General features: G+C 38.7%; 2 protein-coding genes. One reads left to right on the top strand and one right to left on the bottom strand.

Annotated features, from left to right (window positions below):
* The coding region (locus tag C1642_RS18370; RefSeq protein WP_228153991.1) for an L-serine ammonia-lyase at positions 1-1,123 on the bottom strand (1,123 nt) is incomplete at its 3' end.
* A gap of 449 nt (positions 1,124-1,572) precedes the next feature.
* Here C1642_RS18370 and C1642_RS18365 point away from each other — a divergent pair.
* The coding region (locus tag C1642_RS18365; protein ID WP_146035359.1) for an APC family permease at positions 1,573-2,566 on the top strand (994 nt) is incomplete at its 3' end.

Here is a 2,566-nt window from a genome sequence, read left to right as displayed (position 1 = left end):
CAGCCGCATGTTCCACCTGTTCAGGCGATGCTCCTAAAATCTCGGCTAAACCCGCCGAAGCCATTGCACATGCCGAACCGACTTCACCCTGACACCCTACTTCTGCACCAGAAATAGAAGCATTGAGTTTACATAAAATGCCAACGGCTGCCGCACTTAAAAAGAAACGAACCACTTTATCTTCGGAAAAGTCTTTAGAGAAAGTCACGTAGTAATATAAAACTGCCGGAATAATTCCTGCGGCCCCATTTGTAGGTGCCGTCACTACTCGACCGCCAGCAGCATTTTCTTCATTTACCGCTAAGGCAAATAAATTGACCCATTCCATCGCATGAAAAGTCGTCACAATCAGGTTTGAGTTTTTCTTATTTAATAACTTATCGTGAATTTTTTTAGCCCGACGTTTTACGTTTAATCCGCCCGGTAATATGCCTTCATTAATTAATCCGTTGTGAATACATTGCTGCATCACTTTCCAGATTTCCATAATCTTGCTACGAATCTCAGCTTCACTACGCCAGCTTTTTTCATTTTCAAGCATTAACTCACTCACTGATAAATGATGAGTTCTACATAAGCTTAAAAGTTCAGCCGCACTGTGAAACGGATATGGAACCTTAACGTCGTTAGTTTCAGTTTGGGTGTGTGCTAATTGTCTTTGGCTAACAATAAAGCCACCACCAACCGAATAGTAAGTTTCTGCATATAAAATTTCTTGAGCCCCGTTATACGCAATCAGTTCCATTGCATTGGGGTGATAAGGCAAAGATTCATCTAAAAAAAGCACATCACGCTTATAGTCAAAAGAAATACTCTTTTGCTGATTAAGCAGAATTGCTTTATTTTCAAGAACGTCTTCAATCAAGCTTGTGCTTACTTGGGTATCAATATGTTCAGGGTCAAAACCCATTAAACCTAACAGAACAGCCTTATCTGTCGCATGACCAACACCAGTTGCCGACAGCGAACCGTATAACTTCACCTGAACTCTAACCGTGGCTTGTAAATCGTTTTGCTTCAATAAATCTTCCACAAAACTGTATGCTGCACGCATTGGTCCAACTGTATGGGAGCTAGATGGGCCGATGCCAATTTTAAAAAGATCAAATACACTAATAAACACGTGGTCCTACCTTCGATTCATTATTATTCGTATGTTCGTCATTATTGTGTCCTTTCGGATAGCTCTAAAATTATCATTAAGCTATCTATAAAGCACTGAAAATAAATGGTTCATTGCCTAAAAACAACACAATCAATTGCTAATACAGCCTTTTTAAAAAATTGAATTTTCTATTAATTTAAATGGTAAATGACTCAACCAATATTGAAGAATTGTTCTTTTGAGCAAATAAAATCACAAACCTTTGCCAATTTTTTATAAAAAATATTTGGTTTTCAAGTTATTTACTTGAAATTTAAAATATTTAAAATCAATTAAAAACAAACATTTACATAGTATTTAAATCATTCATTGTTCATAAATAGAATAAAAATTCCCCTATTTACCAATAACCATATATCGTATACGATATATGAAAGAACAATAGTTCTGTCGTTAAGGAAAACGTAATGACAAGTCAGTTTAAAAAACAGTTATCTCTAATGGATCTTACATTCATTGGCTTAGGCGCCATTTTCGGTTCAGGATGGTTATTTTCAGCAAGTCATGTGGCCTCTCAAGCCGGCCCTGCGGGTATATTGTCATGGATTATTGGGGGCTTTGCCGTTTTAATTCTGGGAATTATTTATTGTGAGTTAGGTGCAGCCTTACCCCGAGCAGGCGGTATTATCCGTTATCCCGTATTTTCACATGGCCCATTACAAGGATATTTATTGGGTTCTGTGACCGTCATTGCCTTTTCAAGTTTAATTGCAATTGAAGTCGTCGCTGCCCGCGAATATGCAGCAGCATGGTTCCCTTCTCTTACCGCCGTACATGATGGTGTTCGAACTCCAACTACCATTGGATGGTTGTTTCAGTTTGCACTTTTATGCGTATTTTTTGCATTGAACTATTACAGCGTAAAAACCTTTGCAATTGCCAACAACCTGATTAGTGCATTGAAATTTGCTGTTCCCGTTTTAGTGATGGTTGCTCTTCTATACCATTTTAAACCTGCAAACTTTTCAATGACCGAGTTTGCCCCAATGGGCGCTCACGGCGTACAAGGTGCCGTTTCTGCTGGTGGTATTATTTTTGCGTACTTAGGTTTAACGCCGATTATTTCGGTAGCAAGTGAAGTAAAACGTCCTCAATTTACGATTCCTTTTGCACTCATCTTATCTGTCGTTTTGGCAACGATTATTTATGTAGTGCTTCAAGTTGCTTTCTTAGGTGCAGTACCTACCGATATGTTAGCAAATGGTTGGTCAGGACTTAGTGACAAGTTCCCATTACCTTACCGCGACATTGCCATGTTATTAGGTTTGGGATGGTTAGCACTTTTAGTTGTTTCAGATGCCATTATTTCTCCGTCTGGCTGCGGCAATATCTATATGGCTGCAACTCCACGTGTCATTTATGCATGGTCAAACAGTAATACATTCTTCCGTATTTTTACGC

The sequence above is a fragment of the Acinetobacter sp. AKBS16 genome, from assembly GCF_002899995.1.
Classification (GTDB): Bacteria; Pseudomonadota; Gammaproteobacteria; order Pseudomonadales; family Moraxellaceae; genus Acinetobacter; species Acinetobacter baumannii.
The sequence above is the reverse complement of the archived record's forward strand: the minus strand, read 5'-3'. Positions and strand labels throughout refer to the sequence as shown.